The 20,414-nt window shown below is 35.5% G+C and carries 14 protein-coding genes; 9 read left to right on the top strand and 5 right to left on the bottom strand.

The window, feature by feature from the left end; all coding sequences use genetic code 11:
- Positions 1-7 precede the first annotated feature (7 nt).
- From FLEMA_RS68120 to trmB, 3 genes are all read left to right on the top strand, one after another.
- Positions 8-976 (top strand): hypothetical protein, encoded by a 969-nt coding sequence (locus FLEMA_RS68120; protein ID WP_052354052.1) that lies wholly within the window; start codon positions 8-10, stop codon positions 974-976.
- A gap of 1 nt (position 977) precedes the next feature.
- A complete protein-coding gene (locus FLEMA_RS0109935; RefSeq protein WP_310587209.1) occupies positions 978-2,303 on the top strand; it encodes a bifunctional folylpolyglutamate synthase/dihydrofolate synthase in 1,326 nt (441 codons plus the stop codon).
- 157 nt (positions 2,304-2,460) lie between these two features.
- The gene (gene trmB / locus FLEMA_RS0109930; RefSeq protein WP_026995346.1) at positions 2,461-3,126 is read left to right on the top strand and encodes a tRNA (guanosine(46)-N7)-methyltransferase TrmB; all 666 of its coding nucleotides are present in this window, start codon (positions 2,461-2,463) and stop codon (positions 3,124-3,126) included.
- Between the two features lie 146 nt (positions 3,127-3,272).
- On the opposite strand, the gene gap is transcribed toward trmB, so the two are convergent.
- Positions 3,273-4,286 (bottom strand): type I glyceraldehyde-3-phosphate dehydrogenase, encoded by a 1,014-nt coding sequence (gap, locus tag FLEMA_RS0109925; RefSeq protein WP_026995345.1) that lies wholly within the window; start codon positions 4,284-4,286, stop codon positions 3,273-3,275.
- A 1,043-nt stretch (positions 4,287-5,329) separates the two neighbouring features.
- Here gap and FLEMA_RS0109915 point away from each other — a divergent pair.
- The 4 genes from FLEMA_RS0109915 (at position 5,330) to FLEMA_RS0109900 (ending at position 10,220) form a co-directional block, all read left to right on the top strand.
- The gene (locus FLEMA_RS0109915) at positions 5,330-6,148 is read left to right on the top strand and encodes a 2,3,4,5-tetrahydropyridine-2,6-dicarboxylate N-succinyltransferase (protein ID WP_026995344.1); all 819 of its coding nucleotides are present in this window, start codon (positions 5,330-5,332) and stop codon (positions 6,146-6,148) included.
- Positions 6,149-6,927: 779 nt separating this feature from the next.
- Positions 6,928-7,770: a CvfB family protein gene (locus tag FLEMA_RS0109910; RefSeq protein WP_026995343.1), complete on the top strand. Its 843-nt coding sequence runs from the start codon at positions 6,928-6,930 to the stop codon at positions 7,768-7,770.
- Between the two features lie 152 nt (positions 7,771-7,922).
- On the top strand, positions 7,923-8,390 hold the full coding sequence (locus FLEMA_RS0109905) for a helix-turn-helix domain-containing protein (RefSeq protein ID WP_026995342.1): 468 nt from the start codon (positions 7,923-7,925) through the stop codon (positions 8,388-8,390).
- Positions 8,391-9,752: 1,362 nt separating this feature from the next.
- Positions 9,753-10,220 carry a pyrophosphohydrolase domain-containing protein gene (locus tag FLEMA_RS0109900; RefSeq protein WP_026995341.1) on the top strand — a complete coding sequence of 156 codons (468 nt, stop codon included), beginning with the start codon at positions 9,753-9,755 and terminating at the stop codon, positions 10,218-10,220.
- Between the two features lie 449 nt (positions 10,221-10,669).
- Here the strand turns inward: FLEMA_RS0109900 and FLEMA_RS0109895 are convergent, their stop codons facing one another.
- Complete coding sequence (locus tag FLEMA_RS0109895) at positions 10,670-12,154, bottom strand: tetratricopeptide repeat protein (RefSeq protein WP_026995340.1); 1,485 nt, start codon at positions 12,152-12,154, stop codon at positions 10,670-10,672.
- Positions 12,155-12,313: 159 nt separating this feature from the next.
- A complete protein-coding gene (gene gyrA, locus FLEMA_RS0109890) occupies positions 12,314-14,854 on the bottom strand; it encodes a DNA gyrase subunit A (RefSeq protein WP_026995339.1) in 2,541 nt (846 codons plus the stop codon).
- Between the two features lie 389 nt (positions 14,855-15,243).
- Here gyrA and FLEMA_RS68115 point away from each other — a divergent pair, with 389 nt between their 5' ends.
- Both FLEMA_RS68115 and FLEMA_RS68110 read left to right on the top strand, forming a co-directional pair.
- On the top strand, positions 15,244-15,738 hold the full coding sequence (locus tag FLEMA_RS68115; RefSeq protein ID WP_044171199.1) for a guanyl-specific ribonuclease: 495 nt from the start codon (positions 15,244-15,246) through the stop codon (positions 15,736-15,738).
- Between the two features lie 7 nt (positions 15,739-15,745).
- Positions 15,746-16,162 (top strand): barstar family protein, encoded by a 417-nt coding sequence (locus tag FLEMA_RS68110; protein ID WP_052354051.1) that lies wholly within the window; start codon positions 15,746-15,748, stop codon positions 16,160-16,162.
- A 172-nt stretch (positions 16,163-16,334) separates the two neighbouring features.
- On the opposite strand, the gene FLEMA_RS0109875 is transcribed toward FLEMA_RS68110, so the two are convergent.
- Entirely contained in the window at positions 16,335-19,136 is a 2,802-nt protein-coding gene (locus tag FLEMA_RS0109875; RefSeq protein WP_026995338.1) for an alpha/beta hydrolase family protein, read from the bottom strand.
- Positions 19,137-19,328: 192 nt separating this feature from the next.
- On the bottom strand, positions 19,329-20,351 hold the full coding sequence (locus tag FLEMA_RS0109870; protein WP_044171197.1) for a LacI family DNA-binding transcriptional regulator: 1,023 nt from the start codon (positions 20,349-20,351) through the stop codon (positions 19,329-19,331).
- Positions 20,352-20,414: the final 63 nt, after the last annotated feature.

Here is a 20,414-nt window from a genome sequence, read left to right as displayed (position 1 = left end):
AAAAAGAATGGCTAGTTTTAATTTAGAGAAAGAAGAAAGCCAAAATCGGCAAATTGCATTCATGGTTACCTCCGTATTCAATGCAATAATGCTTTTTTTATTTTGGTATGTAACAATATGGAATGTTGAAGAAAACAGAAAAGTAGAACAAATTGGAGGGAGTGGTTTTATTGTCAATTTTGGAACAGACAAAACAGGTAGTGGTTCGGTTTATACCAAAAATAGAGGTAGTAAGTTAAAAGAAGAAATAGACTCAAAGCCCTCAGTAGAACCTGAAGCAGTCAAAAAAGTTATCAAAAAGCCTGTAGAAGCTCCAGTCGTTGAAAAAGCAAAGCCTACCAAACCCAAACCAACGCCAGAGGCTCCAGTAGTTACGAGTAACAGGCCAAGTCCTGTAAAAGTAAAAGAACAACCTAATACAAAAGTAGAGCCGACAAAGCGTCCACCTGTTGAAACGAAAACAACACCTGCACCAGCAAAGCCTGTAGAACCACAAATTATAGAAGGTTCAACCCTTCCGTCAAGACGAGGAAATACAAGCTCAAATGGCACAACAGGTACCAACAGTCGTCCAGGAGGTGGTTCTGATGGAACAGGAAAAGGCACTGGCAATCAAGGACAATCCAATGGAAATGTTGTGGAAGGAGGTACTTACGAACGTCGCCCACCAGGTACAGGTGGATCAGGCAATGGAGGTTCAGGTGGAGGGTCTTCTTTTAGCCTTTCAGGCTGGACATGGAATAGCAAACCACAAGTAGATGATGACTCAGACGAAACAGGTGTTATCAGATTTAGAATAAAAGTGGATTCCGATGGTATAGTACAAGTTGTAGAATTAATAGAAAGTACGGTAAGTCCTAGTGTAGCACAGCGTTACAAAAAGTCAGTACAGCGACTTACCTTTAGGCCAACATCTAGCGGAGAACGCCCAGACTTATCAGTAGGAACAATAACATTTAGAATTAACTCAAAGTAGTGTGGCAACATACTACTTTATTTTTTTGTTTATTATGACGTACCAAGAAACCATCGATTACCTGTATCAACTCCTTCCAGTATTTCATCGAGAAGGAAAAAAGGCATTTAAAGCCAATTTGACCAATACCATTAAGATTTGTGAGCATTTAGGAAATCCACAACAGCAATTCAAAAGCATTCATATAGCTGGTACAAATGGAAAAGGGAGTACCTCTCATTTTCTATCTTCTATATTACAAGAATCAGGCTACAAAACAGGTTTGTATACCTCGCCACACCTTAAATCATTTACAGAACGTATCAGAATCAATGGGAATGCTATTCCAGAGCAGGAAGTGATTAACTTTGTCGAACAAAATAATCCCTTTATTTTAGATTTAAGACCTTCTTTTTTTGAATGCACTGTTGGGTTGGCTTTCCAGTATTTCGCTCAACAGCGTGTCGATATTGCAGTAATAGAGGTAGGTTTAGGAGGACGTTTAGATTCTACCAATGTTATTACACCCGAATTAAGTTTAATAACCAATATTAGTTTAGACCATACAGATATCCTTGGCGATACCCTAGAGCTTATTGCCGCAGAAAAAGCAGGTATTATTAAGCCCAATATACCTGTGGTAATCTCAGAAAAACATCCTATTACCTCACAAGTCTTTAATAATAAAGCTCAACAAGAAAATACTATAATTGCCTATGCTACAGATAAATATCAAATGAATGACTATTCATTTGATGGTAAGTGTCTTACTATTGACATTAAAAACAAAGAAAGTGGGCAAATAACGCCATATAAGTCGGAGCTAGTAGGTCATTACCAGTTTCATAATATAATCGGAGTATTAAGAGCTGTGGATACGCTTCGTGAGCAAGGCTATGCCATTTCAGATGAAGCCCTATCAAGAGGGATTCAAAGAGTGGTCACCAATACCGGTTTGAAGGGTCGTTGGCAAAAACTAAGCGAATCACCCACGACTATCTGTGATACGGGTCACAATATAGCAGGAATAAGCGAAATTGTCGAAACCCTTCGTAAGATGGAATATCGACAATTATGGATGATACTAGGCTTTGTAAGTGACAAAGATATTACAGGTATTTTGCAATTACTTCCCAAAGAAGCCAATTTTATTTTTTGTCAAGCCAAAGTACCTAGAGCCTTTCAAGCTCAGGCACTTTCCGACTTGGCGAATGAGTTTGGTTTGAAAGGGCAAGTCATTACTGATGTGAATGATGCTTTAAATTTTGTTCGACAAAATTGTAAAACGTCAGACTTAGTATATATTGGAGGAAGTACTTTCGTTGTAGCCGACCTCGACGAGCTTTAATGGACGAAATAAAGGCTTTTTCAATAGAATAAGCAGGTAATATGTACCAGTAAAAACAAATAATCGATTCTCAGACGACTCATATATATTAAAAGAACGTTTTGAGCCTTGATAATCAGAATTTTAAATACCATTTTTTACCAAAAAAAATTAAGCAGTGGCAAGAAAAAAAGAGAAGAGATTTGTATTAAATCAAGTATTAGACAATGTTTTAGAGGAGAAAAAGCCTCTTTATGATATTATCAAGGGGAAATGGAATGAATTAGTATTTAAGAAACCAAATCCGTTAGTATTAGAGTTAGGGTGTGGTAAGGGAGAATATACTGTTGGCTTGGCTAGAATATTTCCCGATTTTAATTTTATCGGAATAGATATAAAAGGCGATAGAATTGCGGTAGGGGCAAAGACCGCAACAGATGAGGGTCTTACTAATGTAGCATTTCTGCGAACAAAGATTCATAACCTCGAAGATTTTTTTGGAGCCAATGAGGTTTCAGAAATATGGATTACCTTTCCCGACCCACAACCATTGGAGGGAGGTATCAAAAGAAGGCTTACTAACCCTCGATTTTTAGCAATGTATAGAAATGTATTAATTGAAGGAGGAACGTTACATCTAAAGACAGACAGCGAGCCATTTTTTGATTATTCTGTAGAGTCTCTCAAGCAAATGGGTGTAAAGAATTTTATTAGTACTAAAGACCTCTACAACTCTGAATATAATGATCGTCATCATGGGATTAAAACGAGGTTTGAAGAGATTTTTACGGCAAAAGGGTTTAAGATTAACTATTTGGCAACAGCATTTGCCACTCAGAATTGATTAAACAGATATGATTATTGGATAATTTTTTTTGTGAGATTCTCAAAGCCTTTTCTTGTATTGAATAGGTTGTACAATTGTCAAAAAAGCATAAAAAAAGGGGATACAATATCCCCTTTTTTTATTACTATATCATTAATAAATGACTATTTGCTAATAAGTTCTGCAAAGTATTTTACAGTTCTAACCAACTGGCTTACGTAGCTCATTTCGTTGTCATACCAGCTTACAGTTTTAACTAATTGTTTGTCACCAACAGTGATAACTTTAGTTTGAGTAGCATCAAATAAGCTACCGTAGCTAATACCTATAATATCGCTAGAAACAATTTCATCTTCTGTATAACCAAAACTTTCAGTTGAAGCAGCTTTAGCAGCGGCATTAATTTCGTCAACAGTTACAGTTTTGTTCAATACAGTAACCAATTCAGTTAAGCTACCAGTGATAGTAGGTACACGTTGAGCACCACCATCTAATTTACCTTTTAATTCTGGCAAAACTAAACCGATTGCTTTTGCAGCACCAGTACTGTTAGGGATGATGTTAGCAGCAGCAGCTCTAGCACGACGCAAATCTCCTTTTGGATGTGGAGCATCTAGTGTATTTTGGTCGTTAGTATAAGCGTGAACGGTAGTCATTGTTCCGATAGCAATACCAAAGTTATCGTTCAATACTTTTGCCATTGGAGCAAGACAGTTAGTTGTACAACTTGCACAGCTAATAACATCTTCAGAACCGTCTAGGATTTCGTGGTTTACGTTGAATACAATTGTTTTCAAGTCACCAGTAGCAGGAGCAGAGATAATTACTTTTTTCGCTCCAGCAGTAATATGTGAAGCTGCTTTGTCTTTGTCTGTGAAGAAACCTGTACATTCCAATACAACATCTACTTCATGAGCTCCCCAAGGAATATCTGTAGGGTTACGTTGAGCGTAAATCTTAACTTCTTCTCCGTTTACAATAATGCTATTATCAGTAGAGGTAACTTCTTGATTGAATCTACCTTGTGCACTATCGTATTTTAAAAGATGTGCTAGGGTAGAAGGACTTGTTAAATCGTTAATTGCGACAACATCAATACCTGGCATGTTGTAGATTTGACGGTAAGCTAAGCGACCGATACGACCAAAGCCATTAATTGCAACTTTAATTTTAGCCATTTTTTTATAAGGGATAATAGTTTAAACACTCTACAAAAGTAGTGGATATTGAGGCTATTTGCAAGGATATAGCAAAGAAGTTGAGAGGAAGAAAGAAAGAAAAATTCCATTTGAGTACCCGTAATACCCGTAAAAATAGATAAATGAAATTTAGTAGAATATGTCAATTAAATTAGCAGATACATTACAATCATTAGTATTATGCTAAAATAAATAGCTAATAAATTTAGTAAATAAGGTGAAATTACTAAAAATAATAGTGTATATGCTATGCAATACTATCGTACGAAACGATATATAAAACCAAACAGCACGATTAACCTAGAAAATAAAAACATACACTATTATAAAATAGTAAAGAGTTAGACAATATAAAGGAGTATTAAAAGCTGAAATGAATCTAGTAATACATAGATGGCAAAACAGGAATATATTCAACCTAAGAAGAGCTAATTCAAAAAAGCAAATAGGAGGTCATCGACACCCAAAATAAGCTCGTGTTGGCCCAAAAACAGGCCATTTATAAGGAAATACATGGATAACCTAGACATAAAAAACATTCTTTAAACAAAATAATTGAATAAAAACCTCTTATTACTGCACAAATAAGCTAGAAAAAACTAGGATTTTTCATTTTTTATCCTTTACTTTGTTTAAGAATAAATCCTTATTCACCGCATATCCTTGCTTCACTTAATCTGTATATCTTCGTATTTTTTCATGCCTTTTTTCTAGTACCATTTCAAATGGTATTTCCATAAAACGTATTCAAAATTTTATTTTGAATACCCAATCCCCTCTGGAATTAAGAATCTATAACTCTCTCAAAATCAAACTCATAAATATATCCTCCTCAAGTTATATTTTAAGATGTATTTAATATCTTATTTTTCAGAAAATCTTCATTTTTTAGTCACAAAAGCTTCTTTAGCCTCCACTTTATATCTGGTTGTACTCTGATTTTACCACTACAAAATGTAAAATATACCCTCGAAATATGCTTACTTTGCAGTCAAATAAAAAATAAGTGTTAACATTATCTAATGGAAAATTTAAGAGAAATTATTGAAAAGGCTTGGGATGATACCAGCCTCCGCTCTAATGCCGAAACTAAAGAAGCTATTGAATTGGTAGTAGACCAAGTTGATAAAGGTCTTCTAAGAACAGCTCAACCCAATGAAGATGGTTCTTGGACAGTAAATGACTGGGTGAAGAAAGCCATTGTAATGTATTTCCCAATTCGTCAAATGGAAGTACAAGAGGTAGGTATATTTGAATTTCATGATAAAATGAAACTCAAAACAAATTATGCAGGCCTTGGAGTAAGAGTTGTTCCTCCAGCAGTTGCCCGTTATGGAGCATATCTTGCGAAAGGTGTTATTATGATGCCTTCTTATGTCAACATTGGTGCTTATGTAGATTCTGGTACTATGGTCGATACATGGGCTACAGTTGGTAGCTGTGCTCAAATCGGTAAAGATGTTCACTTGAGTGGCGGCGTTGGTATTGGAGGAGTACTAGAGCCACCACAGGCAGCTCCAGTAATTATTGAAGATGGAGCCTTCATTGGCTCAAGATGTATTGTTGTTGAAGGTGCTAGGGTAGGCAAGAGGGCCGTTCTTGGTGCTGGTGTGACTATTACTGGTAGTTCAAAAATCATTGATGTTACTGGTCCAGAACCTGTAGAATACATTGGTTATGTACCTGAAAATTGTGTTGTAATTCCTGGAGGATATACTAAAAAATTCCCCGCAGGCGAATACAATGTTCCATGTGCTTTGATTATTGGTAAAAGAAAAGAAAGTACTGATTTAAAAACATCTTTAAATCAAGCTTTAAGAGAAAACAACGTAGCTATCTAAGCTATCTTTATACCACAATCTAAAAGGGATTCGCTAATAACTCGGCGAATCCCTTTTTTAATTGACTTTCTAGCATTACAGAGTGAACGAATACCTCACTAATTTTTTCAAAATCTAATCCTTACTTAATTCCAATTGAGTTTAATTGATTTCTTTACTCCCAATATCACTATAACCATACTAGTCAGTGCTAATCTTTGTACTTAAATCTCTCTCATTCTATACAACAATATATTTTAGGTCATTTTTACAGGCTTCAGTATTTAGTTAGCTAGTATCATTATATCTCGGGCTTTCAGGGCATGATACAATAGGGGATACCTTAGCTAAATAATATGCCAAATCTTTGTTTTTAGCAACGATCTATTACTGGTATGAGTATTGGTACCATTCTTACTATTTCATGCTAATTATAGCCTATAAATAGTTTTGTTCAGCTCCCAACACATACTTTATCCATTCTAAGCACAAAACTTCAACAAGCAAGATGATACTAGATATTACTACGATTATATGCTTGATAATTAACCAGATACATCTTGTATATACAGGATGTATCATTATGAAAAAATCATGTATATACAAGATAGTAGTATATAATAGGCTCTAAATAGTGTTTTGACTGGAGGGAGGTAAGGCAACTAATTAGATAGTATCAGCAATCTAACTTTGTTTCTAATACAAGTATGATGCTCGGTAATTAAAGCTATTTTAGGCTTTGTGATATTCTTCTTGCATTTTTGTATTTAGAAATACGATTTCAAATAAATTAACAACTTATGGAAGAACAAACACAACGTGTCCAACTGGGCAAATACAACAGATTAGAAGTTATTAAAGAACTTGATTTTGGCTTATATTTAGATGGCTTTGAAGACGAAATCCTCATACCTCGTTCGTATGTACCAGAAGGAACTAAAATAGGAGATTTCCTAGATGTATTTATTTATAGAGATTCTGAAGACCGCCTTATTGCTACCACTTGGAAACCTTTTGCTCAGGTAGGTGATTTCGCTTATTTAGAAGTAAAAGACGTAACCAAACTTGGGGTATTCCTTAACTGGGGTTTGGTAAAGGATTTATTACTTCCGTTTGGTGAACAAACTCATAAAATGGCCGTAGGACGAAAGTATTTAGTAAAGATATATGTAGATGAGCAAACTGAAAGAATCGTGGCTTCAGCGAAGATAGATAGATTCTTGGCCAAAGAGGTTGACTTACAAGTGGGACAAGAAGTAAACATTATTCCTTACGAATATACAGATTTAGGAATTAAGGCTTTGATAAACGAAAAATATATAGGTGTTATCTATAAATCAGAAGTCTTTAAAAAGATTGAACTGGGTACTCCAACCAAAGCATATGTAAAAAAGCTTAGAGAAGACAGTAAAATTGATTTAACATTGGAAATTCAGGGTTACGACAGAATACACATTTGTAAACAAACGATAATTAACAAACTTAAACTAAATCAAAATACACTTCCATTCAATGACAAGACAGATGCAAGTATCATTTATGATAATTTAGAAATGTCAAAGAAAGATTTTAAGAAAGCTATTGGGGGATTGTTAAAGGAAAAGCTTATTGAAATCACAGAAGAGGGTATTTCACTTTTGTAAACTATCATTTCTCATAAAGGATACAGGTGTAAACTACTATTTCGTGAATTACATTTGTATTTAATCTTTATTGTAAATACATTTGTGATATATAATTGTTACAAATAAATTACAACTGTAAAAGCATTCAACATTGAAACAAATGTAAATAGATGGACTTGAATAAAAAAATAGAACAGATTATTGTAGATAAAGGGATGTCTCCTAGTTTCTTTGCAGATGCTATCGGAGTTCAAAGAAGTAGTATTTCTCATATACTTTCTGGGAGAAATAAGCCAAGTTTGGATATTATCCAGAAAATATTGAAGATTTTCCCTGATATTAATAGAGATTGGCTACTTTTTGACACTGAAACACCTAATTTCCAACAGCCTCAAAACTCGCCACAATCAATTTATAATCAGAGAGTTACGAGCAATATACCTCAAGATACAACACCGCGAGAATCGTTTAAAACTCAGCAGCTTGATGAACGTCCTACTCAGAATCCTTTAAGAAGAAAGATAGAAAGGCCCGTGGTTCCTCCATCAAATTCTCCAGAGCCTTCTGGAAAACAGATAGAACGTATTGTGATATTCTATACTGACGGAACTTTTATGGAAAGTAAACCAATCGGTTAAAATCAACGGTATTATAATACAATCAAGATAATATCATATTTTGGTAACAATGCCATTTATTCCAATTTGTATAAAAGGAATAAATGGCATTGTCTTATTATACCTATTTTACAAGGGTATACTCATTAATCAAATGGCTTTTGCAAATTGTATTTTTCTCATAAGGCCAATATTTATTATACTCTATTTTATAGTATTATTTTATCCAGTGTCAAGAAAGAAATCATTGCTAGTATTAGGGTTAATTCAACAGATTTAAGGCTTATATCAATTATTATTTTCAACAGAATAATGGCCTTGCTATATGCCAAAAATCCCTAGCTAGCTTATAAATAGACAATGTAGCATTGATAATTTGAATGGATAAAGCATTCGGTATTGGCGAATCTATTCACTAGCTAATAGGTAAATTTTACTGACTCCTAAGCTAAATTTCTAGCTCTTTTAAAAGTATTAATAAGTGCTTTCTGGTACCAAAATCTATCCAGAAACCTCAAATATTGTAATTTAAGATTACTTTTTATCCTACTAAAACTAGTTATCTAAGCCTTTTTAAACTTATAATATCCATAGTTAGTAGTTATTTACGATAAATAAATGAGGTTATGTTTACATATTTGCTCTCTTATACTCCAATGTCTTTTGATACTTATGGGATTATCTCTTTAGTATTATCCCAATTATTACCAGTAAGCATACCCTCAAATAGGAGGTGTATTAGTCATTTTAAGGGCAGGAGAGGTGCAAAAAACCACAAATCAATGCTAGCGTTTAACCACAAATAAATAAAGGCTTAAAACTAAAATTGTATAAATAAATAAGAGGTTAGGGAAGGAGGAAAAAAGAATAATAATAGGGGAGTATAAAATTATAATTATTTAATTTTATATTTTTTATCATTATCATTTATCTCTTTCCCAGTTTGCTTACCTTCTATCCCTTTCCAATAATTAGGTCTTTATCTATAAGCCCTACCTACCCATATCATCATAGAGCTATATATTATTTTAAGCTCTCTCATACCACTTTATACTTATTTAGCGCCCTCATAACAATACAACAATCTGACTATAAGGCACTTAACCTATTTTATTAACTAATAACTACACTCAAAATTCTTCTTTTTTATCGTGAAAAACAGCAATTCAGTAAACTGTTCCACGTGGATATATAAACACCTGAATATCAACTAGTTACATATTGGGTAAATTATATATTTAAACGACAAATATCCGTGATAAATATAACAAAAACATTGATTTAATATTTTATTGGGAAATATTCTTGTTTGGTAATTATCAATAGCTCAGAATAGGCTAACTTGCAGTTATTTTAGATAAACAACATTCATTACTGAGATACATGGAAAAATTGGATTCACTTAATCAGGTTGCATTATTTCATAAAACATTTAAAGCTCCTATATTAGCGACCCCACAAATACCTGCTGCAGAGAGAACAAGCCTTAGGGTAAGTCTTATTGCTGAAGAATTAAAAGAACTAGAAGAAGGTATTAAGAATAATGATATTGTCGAAATTGCAGATGCTTTGTGCGATATTCAATATGTACTTTCGGGGGCAGTATTAGAGTTTGGCTTGGGCGATAAATTTGTGGCACTATTTAACGAAGTACAACGCTCTAATATGAGCAAGGCTTGTAGTACTCTGGAAGAAGCCGAGCAGACTATAAAATTCTATTTTGATAAAGATGGTACAGAAGCTTATATTCAAGAGGATGGCGACAAGTACTTGGTATACCGTAGAGCCGATAATAAAATCCTAAAATCGGTCAATTATTCACCAGCGAATCTTGAAGCGATTCTCCAGTAACTCCGGGCGTTCATGAACTGATTCATGGACGCTTTTTTGATTTTTTAGACAAAATTCATCATTCCTCAGAAATGAATATTCTGGATAATAGTACTGATAATTTTAAATACGCGATTCTCAGGCGATTCAAAATTTTACTATTTCTGGGCTATTTTTGATATAATTATATGAAATACAATAACTATTAAGTGGATTCAAGTAGAGATACTTGCAGAGTACTTAATGTTATTAAGAAGAGTACTAATGCAAGCTACTACTCCGTAAAGTACTGTAAATAAGGTCATTTCTATAAAAATATAAATGTTTTATAATTTATATTATGTTAAATATAACTTTGAAAAAATAAGACTCTCCTGTAAATCCTTGATTGAAAGAATACTTTTATGTACAAAAAAAATCCGTAAGCGTAACGCTTACGGATTTTTTAATTAATAATTTGTCAGAACAGACTATTCTCCTAATTCCTTCAATTTATCTTCCATTTTCAAAACTCGGTACAATTGCTTCAAGTTTTCTTTTACTTCATCTTCTTTTTTGATTGAGTAAGCTTTTTCAAAGAAATTTAAAGCCTCTTTAAATTTCGCATCTCTTGTTGCTTCAGCGGCTTTACCATCTTTCTTATACTCATCCATTGCCATGTCGCCTACTTTCTTGTTCAATACAACAGCTTCGTTAAAAGCAATAACACCTAAGTTGTAGTTTACATCGTAGTTATTTGGATCAGCTTTCAAAGCTTTGTCGTAGTTTACTAAAGCCTGAGCTTTGGCTGCTTTTTGTTTTTCTTGCAATTCGTTCAATTTAGCAGTCAATTCAGCTACATTACCCGATGCAGAAGCTTTCTTAGCCAATTCAGCATTCAAATTTTCTAATTCAGCTTTTTCAGCATCTCTTTGCTTAGTAATTTCAGCAATTTGTTTTTTTGTTGCTACAGCCGATTTAGGGTCTTTTTTGATTTTATCAGTTAATCTTTTGATTTCTGATTCAAAAGCGTCTACTTTATCTTTTTGAGCAGCGATTTTCTTCTTCACTCCTTCTGTGTCATTCTCAGCTAACTTATCTTTGATTTCACGAATCTCAGCATTGTATTGTTCAGCTTTATTGTCAAAAAGAATTGCCAAGTTAAGTACAGTCTGAACATTAGATGGGTCTTTATTAACAACCGATTGTAAATCTGCAATAGCAAGGTCGATTTTTTTGAACGCCAAGTACAAGTTGATTTTCTCGTTTTTCAAATCCTTGTTTTCAGGGTGCAATTGGATACCTTTTTCTAATGTGGCTAATGCTTTTTCTTCGTTTTTCTCATCTTTATAGATTTGAGTCAAACTGTAGAAAATACCTGGGTCTTTACCTCCTAAAGCGATGAATTTCTCAAAACCAGTTTTTGCAGCACTTTCATCTTTGGCCATTTGTCCAATAATACCTGTATACATGGCAGCAGTAGTATCTTTTGAACTTACTTGAGAAGCCATTTGTAAGTCTTTCAATGCTCCAACATAATCTTTGGCTTGGTATTTAGCAATACCTGCATTCATAAATGCACCGTAGAGTTTCAGCCCATCTCCTTCTGCTTTACCTTCTTTAGAATAAGTAACATCTAAGAATTTTTTAGCAGCAGCAGCTACAGAACCCTCTTTGCCATCTTTAACATCTAATGAAATAGCTTTTTTCAAAGAAGCAACAGCCGTAAACGCTGCATCAGGTACTTGATTGGTCAACTCGGCATCTTGTGAGTTAGCTAAATCTAAATAAGCTTCGGCTCTTGTCAACCATGTTTTTGCTTTTACTGAATCTTTTTTAGTAATGGCCTCGTCTGCTTTTTTTCTAGCTTCTAAAATCGTTTTACGTTGAGCTTCCAAAAGCAACTTGTCTGTTTGTGCATAAGTTGCTCCTCCTGTCATCACAACTGTAAAAAGAGCAAATGTTAGTTTTCTCATTGTTTGGTAAATGGTTTGGTTTTAAAAAAGTAAAATAGCATATCAAAGAAAATGCTATTTTGGCAAATTTGCCTCTAGTTGTACTATAAAAAGACAAAAAATTTATAAAAATTTAGGCAGAAAAAGGCTTATCCCCTATTCTGCCTAAATTACTCATGACTACGCTTCAGAATTTCCTTCTGTATTCTCTGTGTTTTCAGGCTTTACGATAACTTCTGGGTCTGTTTCAGTAACTTCTTCTTCTGGATCTTTTACAATTTTAGTTACAGAAGAAATTTCATCTGACTCATTTTTCAAACGAATTAACTTAACACCCTGAGTATTACGGCCCATTACACGCAAATCAGCTACTGCAATACGAATCAAAATACCTGCTTTAGTAATAATCATCAGGTCGTTATTATCGTTTACTTCCTTGATAGCTACCAAGTTACCTGTTTTATCGGTAATATTTAAGGCTTTTACCCCTTTACCACCACGGTTGGTTAGGCGATAATCTTCAACATCTGAGCGTTTACCAAAACCTTTTTCAGATACTACCAAAAGCTGTTGAGTTTCTGGATTTTCGATACATACCATACCAATTACTTTTTCTGTTGGTATTTCTTCGTCGAGCCAGATACCTTTTACACCAGCTGCCGAACGCCCCATCGGACGAACACGGCTTTCTTCAAAGTGTACAGCTCTTCCTGAGTTGGTAGCAATAATAATATGGTTGTTACCATTGGTTAAGGCTACATCCAATAGTCTGTCGCCTTCACGAATTGTTACTGCAATGATACCATTTTGACGAGGACGAGAGTACGCTTCAAGTGAAGTTTTCTTGATAGTACCGTCTTCTGTACACATCACAATAAAATTATTATTGATATAGTCGGCATCAGTAATTGATTTTACATTGATTACTGAGCGAATAGAATCGCCGCTTTCAATATTCATCAAGTTTTGGATAGGTCGACCTTTAGCATTTTTTGAACCTTCAGGCACAGCATATACTCTGAGCCAGAAACACTTACCTCTTTCTGTAAAGAACAACAACCAGTTGTGCATGGTTGCTGTAAATAAGTGTTCGGTATAATCGTCGTCTTTAGTAGCTACTGCACGTGAGCCTACACCACCACGTCCTTGTGCTTTGTACTCTGAAAGAGGGGTTCGTTTGATATAGCCTTGAGCCGAAACAGTAATCAGCATTTCGTCATCAGCAATCATATCTTCTACCGAGAATTCATCGTCGGTCATGTTGATTTGAGTACGACGCTCGTCACCATAACGTTCTTTGATTTCCTTCAATTCAGCTTTGATAATTTCTAGCTGACGCTCTGGTCTTGCCAAAATATCCTCTAAATCCTTGATTTGTCGTTGGATTTCTTCGTATTCAGCAATAATCTTGTCACGTTCCATGCCAGTTAAGCGTTGGAGACGCATTTCAAGAATTGCTTTTGCTTGAATATCCGACAAACCAAAGGTAGAAGTTAAACCTTGTTGAGCAGCATTTGGATCTCTTGACTCACGAATCAATTTTATCACTGCATCGAGGTTGTCGAGGGCAATAATAAAACCTTCTAAGATATGAGCTCTTTTTTGAGCTTCTCTCAAATCATACTGTGTACGACGAACGATTACTTCGTTGCGGTGTTCCACAAAATAGTGAATCAAGTCTTTCAAATTCAATGTCATTGGGCGACCTTTCACCAAGGCAACATTATTGACACTGAAAGAAGATTGTAAAGCCGAATACTTATACAAGTTATTGAGTACTACGTTTGGAACGGCATCGCGCTTGAGGTCAAATACCACACGCATACCTTGACGATCCGACTCATCACGAATTTCGGAAATACCTTCAATTTTTTTATCGTTTACGAGGTCGGCACATTGCTTAATCAAGGAAGCCTTATTGACCATATATGGAATTTCGGAAACGATAATTTGCTCTTTCCCTGTTTTTGAGGTTTCAAAAGTAGCGTTACCTCTTACCACAATACGTCCACGGCCTGTTTCAAAAGCATTTTTGATACCCTGAACACCATAAATAGTACCGCCTGTTGGAAAATCGGGAGCTTTTACATACTCCATCAATTCAAGAATAGTAATATCACGGTTATTGATATAAGCCTCGATACCGTCTACAACTTCGCTCAAATTATGAGGAGCCATATTGGTAGCCATACCTACAGCAATACCCGATGTACCATTCAATAGCAAGTTGGGGATTTTGGCAGGAAGTACGGTAGGTTCTTCTAAGGAATCATCAAAGTTGGGTTGAAAATCAACTGTTTCTTTGTTAATATCGCCCAGTAATTCTTCCGCAATTCTTTTCAAGCGAGCTTCCGTATAACGCATTGCTGCCGGGAAATCACCATCGATAGAACCAAAGTTTCCTTGTCCATCCACTAATGGATAACGCAAAGACCACTCTTGAGCCATACGAACCATGGTATCGTACACAGATGAGTCGCCATGAGGGTGATATTTACCTAAAACTTCACCAACGATACGGGCTGATTTCTTATAGGACTTATTATAATTAACGCCCAATTCGTCCATACCATAGAGTACTCTTCGATGAACAGGTTTTAATCCGTCGCGGACATCAGGTAGGGCACGGGAAACGATTACGGACATTGAATAGTCAATGTACGCTCCCCGCATTTCGTCTTCAATGTTGATGGGGATAATGTTACTAAATTGTTCTGACATATTATTTGATTACGAATTTGGGACATTTAGACACTGGCCTGAAAGTACATCTGTTCACGCATAAAAATGCCTACACATCCTTTCAATCAAGGTAAATATTACGGAAATTTACGCTTCCATATCAATGGACTAAATACCAAAAATTAGCCTATTTATACAAATTTCGTGAATTTTTTGGGGGTTTGCAAATCTCAGAGAAGAATGTATCCTACCTGTTATAGCATTTTAATAGGAATCTAATTATTGGTACAACAATTGACATATTTGGGGCGTTATTGAGTATCTCATTTTAAAGTAATTACTGTTTTTTTGGGGTTTATTACCTCTATAACGTTATCTCGTTTAGATAATTTTGTAGCTTTACCGAAAATATATAACCATTCTATTTCATGTCAATTCTCAAATATATAAAAGGCCTTTTCTTGCTTGTCATTTTTTTACTAGGAAGCTCTTCTTTTGTTACCTCGGCTTCTGTCCAAGAGCATCAGTATGACTTTCAAAGTAAAAAGAAAAAACATAGAGCCAAACACGATAAAGAGCTATATGACTATAAAAGTCGTCAAAACGCTCAAAATCAACGTATCCAATCTACTGGAGATATTCCTCAAAAAGCTTTTGATATTTTACGATATGTTAAAGAAAATGGCCGCGCCAAAGAAGGTTATGTGGGTGGCAGAAAGTTTAGTAATTACGAAAAATTACTTCCAACAGAAGACGAAAAAGGTCAAAAAATCGTATATCAAGAATGGGACGTAAACCCCAAAATACAAGGGAAAAATCGTGGTGCTGAAAGAATGGTAACAGGCTCAGATGGAAAAGCCTATTATACATCTGACCACTACCGTACTTTCCAATTAATTCCTGCAAAACAGTTACAACACTAAAAATACTATGGCTAATTTCAAAATTCTCAGTGACTTGTGTACAAAAATATCAGACCACAAAACTTTAGTTGTAATGGTGGATGGCGAATTAAACACAACTGTTAAAGAGTTTTATACTAATATCGCAGCAAGCTTAAAATTTCCTGAAGAATTTGGGGCTAACTTAGATGCTTTCGACGAAATGATTAATGACTTAGAATGGCTCAGCGAGAAAAATATTTTCTTGGTTTTTAGAAATTATGATGAGTTCTTATCAGAAGAGAATGATGAGTTACGTGAAATTATCTTGACAATACTGGATGATGCAGCCGAAGAATGGCGACGAGATGATGACCTTAAATCTATTAAGATATTGATTGAACCTTCAGAGCTGGGGGTAGATGATTTAGAAACAATTGGTATTACTTACGAAGATGAAGCATAAACATGTGTCATTCCTAATTGAGTGAATGGGTGATTACCTTATCTTAGATACGTAATATTGTGTGCCTAAAATAATATCAAAAAAAGCGGTCGAAAAAAAATTTTCGACCGCTTTTTTTGATAAATAGTTGGAGAATAATCTTAGTTCCAAAATTCGGGATAACTCATGTTTACTATTTATTTAATTCTAATTTTTGATTTATTCCTTTTTCTATCATTGGTAAACCTTCTGTCATCCAAAGTGGTGCAGGTGCATCTTTCAAATAATGGTCAAAGAACTGATACATCCGCTTGGCAAAATCCTTCCTATTTTTCCGAAGGGTTAATCCATGCTTTTCGCCATTGTAGTTCAACATCCAAACAGGTTTATTCAATCGCTTCAGGGCTGCATAATATTCAATACCTTGATACCATGGCACAGCACCGTCATCGTCGTTATGCATCATCAATAATGGGGTTTGTACTTTAGGTGCAAAAAACAGTGGTGAGTTTTCTACATATTTATCAAACTTTTCCCAAAGTGTCCCTCCTATTCTCGACTGTGTTCTTTCGTACTGAGCTTGGCGTAAAAGTCCTGAGTCCCAACGAATACCACCATAAGCACTTGTCATATTTGAAACGGGAGCACCAGCTTCGGCAGCTCTGAAGATATTTGTTTGTGTTACAAGGTAGGCTGTTTGATAGCCTCCCCAGCTATGCCCCGAAATTCCGATACGGTCTTTGTTGACAAATCCTTGACTAGTCAATTTTTCGACTCCCGGAATAATACAATTATAAGCATTTTTGCCAGGCTCTCCTACTGTATAAATTATATCAGGCACAAATACAATATAGCCATTTGATGTAAAATAAGAATAGTTGATATACGACCGAATTGGAGCAGGAACAATATGATTGTGAAGGTTATCAGAATTGCGTTCGTAATAATACACAATCATTGGATACTTTTTATTTGCATCAAAATTTTCGGGCTTATACAATAATCCTTGCAATGGCTTGTTGTCGATAGACTGCCAATTTACCAACTCAACTGTCCCCCATAAATATTCTGCTTGTTGAGGGTTAGCTTCTGAAACCTTTTGTACGGTTTTGTACGATAGATCCGATAAATAGATATTAGGGAATTGTTGGAAGTTTTGTTTCGTAAAGATTATCTTATCCGACTGCTTAGCTTTGATTGGGTTTGAAAACATACAAGCCTCTTCAACTAATTTTTTAGTTTCCCAGACACCTTTAGCATTTACTCCAAGTTTGGCGTATCCCTCCGACTTGGTAGTTTCATTAAAAGTAGTAACTAATCGTAGGTCGACGAATTTGCTATCGGTATCCAGATTTACGGCTCTCATTCTAGTCTTCGACAACCGCCCGAGAGTCGCTTGTACGGGTTTAGATGCTAGAAAAGGGTCAAATAACCAAATGTCAAAGCGTTCATAAAGGGCTAAAAGGGGCTTTTCTTGGTCATTTAGCCATCCTGCCATACCATACGACGGTGGTAGGTCGGGGTGGTCGTCGTCCTCTTCGTACCACTTAATCGCCTTATTATCAGTTAGTTTTACTAATTTATCCATCTTAACAGAGTAACTAAACCAAGCTGTATCAGAAAGTGACCACCAAGTGACAAAATTTGCGTTTGGAGACAAACTTGGCATTCCTTGTAATGCCTTTGCAATTTGTTTTTTAGACCCATCATTCAAATTAAAGAGATACACATCTCTTTTGGTATTCCAATCCCAATGTTCTTGTGAATAAGGTACATCGGTGGTCATCAATAATATATCATTAGCAATCTCTTTATCTAAACTTACCTGTGGAATATCTTTTGTTCCAATCTGAGTCACCTTCATATCTATCAAATTGAGATATGCCAAATATGAGCGTTTTTTATCTTCCTCCAAAGTAACCTTTTGTTGGGTTTGGAGTTTTTTATCTTGCCAATGCCAAACTTCTACATTGACAATCTCTTCGGCCAACAAACTCGTGTCTTGTACTATAGGACGAGGATTTGTTCCAAAAAACAGCCTTTGTCCATTTTTAGAAAACTTAGGCTGATAATTCTCGCTAAGTAGCCATCCAGCTGGTGCAAAGCTCTGAGACTCATCGACAACCTTTTGAGCGGTAGTCATACCACTTTTCCAATAAAAGAGCTTTGGTAACCTAACGAGTGTCTTGGCATTGGTATCAAGGTCGGCAATAAACGCTACCTGATTGGCATCTTGGGAAAGACTTAGCTTTTTGAATTTTCCTTTTTCCTGAAAAACACTTTGGAGATTTCCTGTGGCTACATCATAAACATAAACGCCCGATAGTAAAGTAGAATCATTGCCAGTGGTGCTAAAAACTATTTTTTGACCAAACTTAGAAAAATCATATTCTGTTACAAAGCCAAACTCAACTTTGGTTTGTCCAGTAAGTTTTTGTACAACTAATTTATAACCATTGGTTTCCGATTCCTTCTTAGCTTTACCTTTAGGAGTAGCATTTTTTCCAACAATAGATTCTGTTTGGTAAGCCACCCATGAAGCTTGTTTTTCTGGTAATTTAACCGAAACAATATTTGGGATTTTGGTAAGGACTCCCGTCTTTAAAGCATAAATAGCCAAAGAGTCTTTGGGCATATCCTCCTTTTTTTTCTTTTTGCGTTTCAAGTCTTTCAGCAAAGCTAGTTGAGGTTTTATCTTAAAAACAGCAAATTGCGAATCGTCGGTAAGCGTTATATCGGCACCTCGTCTTACAGAATCCTCTTTGGCTGTTTTGGTAGTATAAATTACAACACGACCATCACCTTCTTGGGGGTTCAAGGCATAAACAATATGATTGCCGTCGGGCGAAATTTGTTTATCAGGAATTTCTTTCCATCCATCATACACATCATGAGTTAATTTTTTCTTGGCATTGGGAGGCAAGCTTTGAGGCTGTTGGGCATACGCAGATAACGATGCCAGCAGGAACACTGCGGCGTACAGGGGTTTCTTCATTGATGAATTGGTTTTTAGGAATGAGGTAATTATCTCATTTCGATTTGTTGATTATTACTATTGGTAATTATTCAAGTGAAAATAATAGCTAAAGGCTCATTATCAAACAAAAATCAAATGTGTTTATAAAAGAAAATGTGACCCGATAAATCGGGTCACATTGCTACTGTTATACTATGTAAGCCTACTAGCTTAGCTATATCTTTTAGACGATTCTCTGATTTTGAGTTCTGTTTTCAAAACCCTTACTTGTGGTTTATAAAACTCTTCGCCATCTTCTATTTGGTTTATTAATAGTGAAGTAGCCATTCTACCTATTTCGGCTGTGGGCTGAGCCACGCTACTCAGGGTTGGTGTGATTAGTGAGCAGATAGGTTCGTCGTTGAAACTTACGACAGCGACATCTTCTGGAATTCTAATACCTTTTGCTTTTAGTGCCATGATTGAACCTACTGCTAGGCGGTCGCTTACTACAACAAGTCCATCGGGGATTTCATTGAGTTCGGCCAACTGCGTAGTTAGAGCTATGGCTTTTTCTAAATTATACTCACCATGAACAATCAATGCTTCATCTACTTGAATACCTGCATCTTTTAGTGCTTTTTTGTACCCTTCTAATCGTTGGTTACTTACCGTTACATTTTTAGGCCCTGCCAAAATCGCAATTTTTTTACACCCATTATCTAGTAAATGTTGTACGGCTTCGTAGGCAGCTCCAACATTATCAACCATCACTTTGGATACATCTATTTCAACAGCATCTCTGTCGAAAAATACCATTGGAATACCTTTTCTTTGTAAACGCTTGAGGTGTTCGTAATTAGAAGTTTCTTGCGACAGCGAAATAATAAACCCTTCTACCTGCCCTCGTGATAATGTTTGGAGGTTGATTAATTCTCGTTCGTAAGATTCACCAGTTTGGGTAAGTAATAGGCTATACCCACGATGAAAGGCTTCTGCTTCTATACCTTTTACTACCGCCGAAAAGAAATGGTAGCCTAAGTCAGGTACAATAACACCTAATGTTTTGGTTCTACTTTTTACCAAACTCGTAGCTAACACGTTGGGCTGGTAGTCCCACTCCTTTGCCAAGTCAAGCACGGCCTGTCTGGTTTCAGGCTTGATATCTGGCATATCTCGAAGAGCTCTGGAAACCGTTGCAACAGAAATATTTAATTGCCTTGCTATATCTTTAATTGTGACTTGATGAGCCATTGAAAATTTGTGTATAAAATGATACCAATAAATAAACAAATATAAACAAGATTATGTATGATT

This window comes from Flectobacillus major DSM 103, from assembly GCF_000427405.1.
GTDB lineage: Bacteria > Bacteroidota > Bacteroidia > Cytophagales > Spirosomataceae > Flectobacillus > Flectobacillus major.
The sequence above is the reverse complement of the archived record's forward strand: the minus strand, read 5'-3'. Positions and strand labels throughout refer to the sequence as shown.